Source organism: Streptomyces sp. NPDC002133, from assembly GCF_040296405.1.
Classification (GTDB): Bacteria; Actinomycetota; Actinomycetes; order Streptomycetales; family Streptomycetaceae; genus Streptomyces.
This window is the reverse complement of the sequence record NZ_JBEOXF010000056.1, coordinates 42,990-49,243: the sequence shown is the minus strand read 5'-3', so window position 1 is coordinate 49,243 and position 6,254 is coordinate 42,990. Positions and strand designations below refer to the sequence as shown.

Sequence of the window (6,254 nt, the reverse complement as noted above, 5' to 3'; positions counted from 1 at the left end):
GCCACGCGGCGGCGCGCCGGATCGAGGCGGCCGGTCAGATGCTCGGCGCGGGTCGCGGCGTCCGCGGCGGCCTCGATGCGTTCCTGAAGGCCGCTGCGTGCGGTCTCCCAGCCCGCCAGCCAGACGTCCGCGTCCTGGAGGACCTCCTCGTCGGCGCGGACCTGGCGGTCCAGGTCGGCGCGCTCGCGGGCGAGTTCCGCACTGCGCTGCTCGGCGCGGCGCGCCGCACCGAGACCGCCGAGCTCCTGGCCGAGCTCGCGTTCCAGCGCGGAGAGCTGCTCGCCGCCCGCGTCCACCAGGCTCGTGGGCAGCAACGCCCGCGCCCGCTCCCAGGCCAGGCTCGCCGCCCGGTGGTCCCGCTCCGCGTCCTCGCGCATCCGCAGTGCGGGGCCGACGAGTTCGGCCTTGCGGCCGAATTCCAGCAGACCCTGGATCCTGTCCCGCTCGGGCCGACGGGCCTCCAACTCGTCCGAGCGCCGGCGCGCCTCCGCGTGGCGCTGCTGCAGCGCGGCCAACTCGCGCTCGTCGTCCAGGGCCCGCCGGGCAGCCGCCTGCCTGCTCTCCGCCGCGGACAGCGCGCATCCGGTGATGTCGAGGGCTTCGCGCGCGCCCGCGCGGGCCACGGCCGCCCACTCCAGGACGGAGCCGGCCAGTCCGGGGTCCCCGGGCCGGGCATCGGGGGCGGGCAGGCCGTCGGCCGCGTCGCCCGCAGCCTGGACCATCCGGTGGGTGACGGCCAGCAGCCGTTCGTCACCCTCACGGACCTGCTGCTCGGCGCCACGCCGCAGCTCGGCGAGCCGCTCCTCGACCGCGGCGAAGCGCCGGGTGTCGAAGAGCCGGCCGAGCAGCCGGCCGCGCGCCTCGGCGTCGGCCCGCAGGAACCGGGCGAAGTCGCCCTGCGGCAACATCACCACCTGGCAGAACTGCTCCCTGCTCATCCCGACGAGCTGGGTGACCTCCTCGCCGATCTCCTGGTGCGAGCGGCTGAGCGCCTTCCACTCGCCTCGCGCGGGGTCGTACTCCCGCAGCAGGCTCTGTGCCTTCTCGGTCGTGAAGCCCGTGCCCTTCTTCTTGGGGCGCGGCTGCGCGGGCCGCCGGGTGATCTCCAGCCGCCGTCCGCCCACGGTGAGTTCGAGGCGGACTTCGGTGTGCGTACCGGCCGGGGCGTGGTCGCTGCGCAGTGACGCGCCCGGGTTCTGCCGGGCACCCGGCACCGCCCCGTACAGCGCGTAGCAGACGGCGTCGAGGACCGACGTCTTGCCGGCGCCGGTCGGACCGTGCAGCAGGAAGAGCCCGGCGGCCGAGAGCGCGTCGAAGTCGACGTCCTGCCGCCCGCCGAAGGGCCCGAAGGCGGTCATGCCCAGTCGGTGGAGTCTCACCCCGTCACCTCTCCTCTGCGGCTCGGGGCGCCTCCGGGGCGCGCTGAAGCCGGTGTCGACGGTCGGCCGTGCTCGGCCACGCACGCGGCGATGGCCGCATATCGATCGAAGCCCTGGGGACCCCCACTCCCGTGCGCGGTGCTCGACCGGCACGCACCGGCCGCGGGCGTCGCGCGCCCCTTCGGTTCACTCGGCACCGCGCACCGCCGCGTCCACCCGGACGTCGTCGAAGGCGCCGCGCAGCACGGCGCGCTCCCGCTCGTCGGGGCCGGCCCCGCCCCGCACATGGGCCACGAAGTCCTCGGCGACCTGGTGGTCGTCACGGTCGCGCAGCCGCTCCGCGTACGTGGCGAGCGGGTCGTCCTCGCACCGCTCGGGGGCGAAGACCAGGCTCAGGGTGTGCGGGAAGCGCTCGGTGAGCCGGACCATCGGCTCGTCGGGGCGCACGGGGTCGGTGAGCGTCGCCTCGACCCAGGACTGCTCGTGACGCTCCAGAGCGGGGTCCTCCAGGAGGTCGTCGAGCCGCCCCTGGATGCGGGCGAGCCTCCGCGGCACCGGGCAGTCCACCCGCTCCGCCTCGATCTCCCCGTCCGGTCCGAGGTCGACGAGCCACATGCTCTTGCGGTGGCCGGCCTCGGAGAAGGAGTAGGCCAGGGGCGAACCCGCGTAACGCACACGCTCGTTGATGCTCTGGCAGCCGTGCAGATGACCGAGTGCCACATAGTCGACACCGGCGAAGACCCCCGCGGGGACGGCTGCGACGCCGCCCACCGTGATGTCCCGCTCGCTGTCGCTGGGCTCCCCGCCGACCACGAACGCGTGCGCGAGAACGACGGACCGGGTGCCGGGCGCGCGCCCCGCGAGATCGGCCCGTACCCGCTCCATCGCGGCTCCGAGCACCGACTCGTGTCCGGCCGTCGCCGTACGGAACTCGTCCCGCACCAGGGCGGGCTCCAGATACGGCAGTCCGTACAGGGCGATGTCCCCGTGGGCGTCGGTGAGCACCACGGGCTCACCGCAGCCCGCCGGGTCGGTCCGCAGATGGATTCCGGCGCGGTCGATGAGTCCGGCGCCGACGCCGAGGCGGCGGGCCGAGTCGTGGTTCCCGGAGATCATCACCGTCGGCACGCCCACACCGGCCAGCCGGTGCAGAGCGTCGTCGAACAGCTCCACGGCGGACAGCGGCGGCACCGCCCTGTCGTACACGTCCCCTGCCACCAGCACCGCGTCCACGTCGCGCTCGCGCACCGTCGCCACCAGATGGTCGAGGAACGCGGCCTGGGCGTCGAGCAGGCTCACCCGGTGGAACGACCGTCCCAGGTGCCAGTCCGACGTATGCAGGAATCTCATGATCCCCGAGACTAACGGTGGGGTCTGACATCCCAGGCAGGTACCGAAGTTCCCCCTGTTTTCGCCCGATTCATCCCGCCTGCCCCGCCCTGCGCTCTGCCCGCGCTCTGCCCGGAACCGGCACAGCGTCCCGGTACGCCTCAGGCGTCCCCGTACGCCTCGCCGCCGAGCTCCAGCGCCGCCGTCCCGGCCGTCGCGTCGGCGAGCCACGCGCGGAAGGCCTCGACATCGGCGTCCGGCAGCCCGATCTCGATCGTCACGGCCTCGCCGTACCGCACGTCCCGCACCGACCGCCCGGTCGCGCGCAGATCGTTCTCCAGCTTGCCGGCGCGCTGGTGGTCCACGGTCACGGTGGCCAGCCGGAAGCGCCGGCGCGCGACGGTACCGAGCGCGTCGAGCGCCTCGCCGACCGCGCCCCCGTACGCGCGGATGAGACCGCCCGCGCCGAGCTTGACGCCGCCGAAGTAGCGCGTGACGACGGCCACGACGTAGCGGACCTCACGGCGCATCAGCATCTGCAGCATCGGCACCCCGGCCGTGCCACCCGGCTCCCCGTCGTCGCTCGCCTTCTGGACCGCGGCGTCGGCACCGATGACGTACGCGAAGCAGTTGTGGGTCGCGGTCGGGTGCTCCTTGCGGATGCGTGCGACGAAGTCCTGCGCCTCCTGCTCGGTCGCGGCGGGCGCGAGGGCGCAGATGAAGCGCGATCGGTTGATCTCGGTCTCGTGCACGCCCTCACGGGCCACCGTCCGGTACTGCTCCTGCATTCCGCCACCCTATGCGGGCGGACGGGAATGGTCCGCGCGGGCCTTCCGTTGAGCGGGCATGTACGCAGACGCAGAGACGATCCGGAAGATCCTCACCGAGACGGGCGACACCTGGGCCGTGGTCGGGCTGTCGAACAACGAGTCCCGCGCCGCCCACGGGGTCGCGAGGGTCCTCCAGCGCTTCGGCAAGCGCATCGTGCCGGTGCACCCGAAGGCGGAGACGGTCCACGGCGAGCAGGGGTACGCCACGCTCGACGAGATCCCTTTCCCCGTGGACGTCGTGGATGTGTTCGTCAACAGTGACCTCGCCGGGTCCGTCGCGGACAACGCGGTGGCCAAGGGCGCCAAGGCGGTCTGGTTCCAGCTCGGCGTGATCGACGAAGAGGCGTACGGCAGGACCCGCGGAGCCGGGCTCGACATGGTCATGGACCGCTGTCCGGCGATCGAGATCCCGCAGCTCGGCTGAGGCACGGGCCGACGGCTCCGGGCCGCGCAGCGGGGACGAGCAGCGGGCGACGGGCCGCGAACCTGGAGCCCGGGCGGACCCTGGCCGCGACGGACCAGGGTCGCGAGCGGACCAAGGACGTGCGCGGACCGGGGACTCAGGCGACGCCGAGGCCCTCCAGGACCACCGAGCCCGGCAGCCCCGCGAAGACCTTCCCGGGCACGATGAGCTTGCCCCGACGGAGCCCGCTGCCGATCAGCACCCACTCGGTGTCGACGACGGCGGAGTCGACGAGCAGCGGCCAGCCGGCCGGGAGCCCGATCGGCGTGATGCCGCCGTATTCCATGCCGGTCTCACCGGTGGCGGTGTCCATGGAGGCGAACGAGGCATTGCGGGCGCCGAGTTGCTTGCGTACGACGCCGTTGACGTCGACCCGGGTCTTCGACAGGACCAGGCAGGCGGCGAGCGTCGACTCGCCGCCACGCTTGCCGGCCACGACGACACAGTTCGCGGAGGTGTCGAGGAGGTCGGCGCCATGGTGCTCGACGAAGGCCGACGTGTCGGCGATCCGCGGGTCGGTGTCCACGTACAGCAACTGCTCGGCCGGGACGTCCCCGCTCCAGCCGCGCACCGCGTCGGCGACGGGCGGCGTGAGCGCGTCGAGGCAGTCCGGGGCGGGCCTGGCGTCGTCGAAGTCTCCGATGGGTGCGCGCATACCCGTCACGCTAACAGCCCTCGGCCACGCCACGATTGGGCGTCTCAGCGAGCGGGCGGCACGGAGATCGCCATGGTCATCTCGACCTTCTCCGTGCCGCTGTTGCGGTAGACGTGCGGCAGGTTCGCCTCGAAGGTCGCCGACGTCCCGGCGGGAACGCCGTGGGACTCTCCCTCGACGACGAGTGTGAGCTCACCCTCGGTGACGTGGATGAGCTCGACGGTGCCGTCGGGGTGCGGATCGGACGCGCTCTCGTCCCCGGGCATGAGCGTCCATCCCCACAGCTCGAACGGACCGCGGGCCTCGGTGCCGACGAGCAGTGTGGTGGAGCTCCCGGCGGGCGTGGACCACATGCGCACGGCCTGTTCCTTCGGCACGAGCTGGACCTGCGGGCCCTGCTCGTAGTCGAGGAGCGTGGTGATGCTGACGCCCAGTGCGTCGGCGAGCTTCACGGTCGTGCCGACGCTGGGGTTCGTGCGGGCCTGCTCGATCTGGATGATCATGCCCCGACTGACGCCGGAGCGGGCGGCGAGGGCGTCGAGCGTGAAGCCCCGCTCGCTGCGCCAGTGCTTGACATTGCGGGCGAGCGACTGCGTGAGCTGGTCCAGGTCCGACACGTTCCGTCCAATATTCTGGATGTTAGAGTTCAATAGACTGCACTACGGTGTGGTGCACCGGATCGTTCACCGAACTGTACTGCGAGGCCGCCATGACCGCCCTGTTCGCCCTGGCCACCAGTCTCCTCTGGGGGCTGGCCGACTTCGGCGGCGGGCTCCTCACGCGTCGTACGCCCGCGCTGACCGTGGTCGTCGTGTCCCAGTCGATCGCGGTCGTCGTGCTCGGCGCGATCGTGGTCGCGACCGGCGCTTTCACCGAGGCGGGTCCGCAGCTCTGGTACGCGGTGGCGGCCGGTGTGGTCGGCCCCGTCGCCATGCTCAGCTTCTACAAGGCGCTGGCGCTCGGCCCGATGGGCGTGGTGTCGCCGCTCGGCTCGCTGGGGGTCGTCGTACCGGTCTCGGTGGGGCTGCTGCTGGGCGACCGGCCCGGGCTGCTGCAGTTCGCGGGCATCGGCGTGGCCGTGGTCGGCGTCCTGCTGGCCGGCGGACCGGAGCTGCGCGGGGCGCCCGTGCAGCGACAGGCGGTCCTGCTGACCCTGCTCGCGGCATTCGGCTTCGGGTCCGTGATGGCGCTGATCGCCGAGGCGTCGACCACGCTCACCGGGCTCTTCCTGGCGCTGTTCGTGCAGCGGGTCACCAATGTCGCGGTGGGCGGTGCCGCCCTGTACGCCTCGGTGAAGCGGGGCGGCCGGGCCCTGCCGCCGGCCGAGGAGGGCGGGCCGCGGCTCGTCCTGCGCTCGCTGCCGGCCCTGGCGTTCGTGGGCCTGGCCGACGTCGCCGCGAACGGTACGTACTCGATCGCCGCCCAGCACGGTCCGGTGACCGTCGCCGCCGTGCTCGCCTCGCTCTATCCGGTGGTGACGGCGCTGGCCGCGCGGGGCGTCCTGAAGGAGCGGCTGCGGGCCGTGCAGGCGGCCGGTGCCGGGCTGGCGCTGGTCGGCGCGGTGCTGCTGGCGAGCGGCTGACCAGCTGCGGACCACC

General features: G+C 73.2%; 7 protein-coding genes. 2 read left to right on the top strand and 5 right to left on the bottom strand.

Annotated features, from left to right (window positions below; all coding sequences use genetic code 11):
- From ABT078_RS34105 to ABT078_RS34095, 3 genes are all read right to left on the bottom strand, one after another.
- The coding region (locus ABT078_RS34105; RefSeq protein ID WP_351234731.1) for an AAA family ATPase at positions 1 to 1,379 on the bottom strand (1,379 nt) is incomplete at its 3' end.
- Positions 1,380 to 1,565: 186 nt separating this feature from the next.
- Entirely contained in the window at positions 1,566 to 2,729 is a 1,164-nt protein-coding gene (locus ABT078_RS34100) for an exonuclease SbcCD subunit D (protein WP_351234729.1), read from the bottom strand.
- A 140-nt stretch (positions 2,730 to 2,869) separates the two neighbouring features.
- Positions 2,870 to 3,496: a YigZ family protein gene (locus tag ABT078_RS34095; RefSeq protein ID WP_351234727.1), complete on the bottom strand. Its 627-nt coding sequence runs from the start codon at positions 3,494 to 3,496 to the stop codon at positions 2,870 to 2,872.
- Between the two features lie 58 nt (positions 3,497 to 3,554).
- Here ABT078_RS34095 and ABT078_RS34090 point away from each other — a divergent pair, with 58 nt between their 5' ends.
- Positions 3,555 to 3,962, top strand: a complete 408-nt coding sequence (locus ABT078_RS34090; RefSeq protein ID WP_351234725.1) for a CoA-binding protein — start codon at positions 3,555 to 3,557, stop codon at positions 3,960 to 3,962.
- Between the two features lie 136 nt (positions 3,963 to 4,098).
- Here ABT078_RS34090 and ABT078_RS34085 read toward each other — a convergent pair whose 3' ends face one another.
- Both ABT078_RS34085 and ABT078_RS34080 read right to left on the bottom strand, forming a co-directional pair.
- On the bottom strand, positions 4,099 to 4,656 hold the full coding sequence (locus ABT078_RS34085; RefSeq protein WP_351234724.1) for a YbaK/EbsC family protein: 558 nt from the start codon (positions 4,654 to 4,656) through the stop codon (positions 4,099 to 4,101).
- A 44-nt stretch (positions 4,657 to 4,700) separates the two neighbouring features.
- On the bottom strand, positions 4,701 to 5,273 hold the full coding sequence (locus ABT078_RS34080; protein WP_351234722.1) for a helix-turn-helix domain-containing protein: 573 nt from the start codon (positions 5,271 to 5,273) through the stop codon (positions 4,701 to 4,703).
- Positions 5,274 to 5,365: 92 nt separating this feature from the next.
- On the opposite strand from ABT078_RS34080, the gene ABT078_RS34075 reads away from it, so the two are divergent.
- Positions 5,366 to 6,238, top strand: a complete 873-nt coding sequence (locus tag ABT078_RS34075; RefSeq protein ID WP_351234735.1) for an EamA family transporter — start codon at positions 5,366 to 5,368, stop codon at positions 6,236 to 6,238.
- Positions 6,239 to 6,254: the final 16 nt, after the last annotated feature.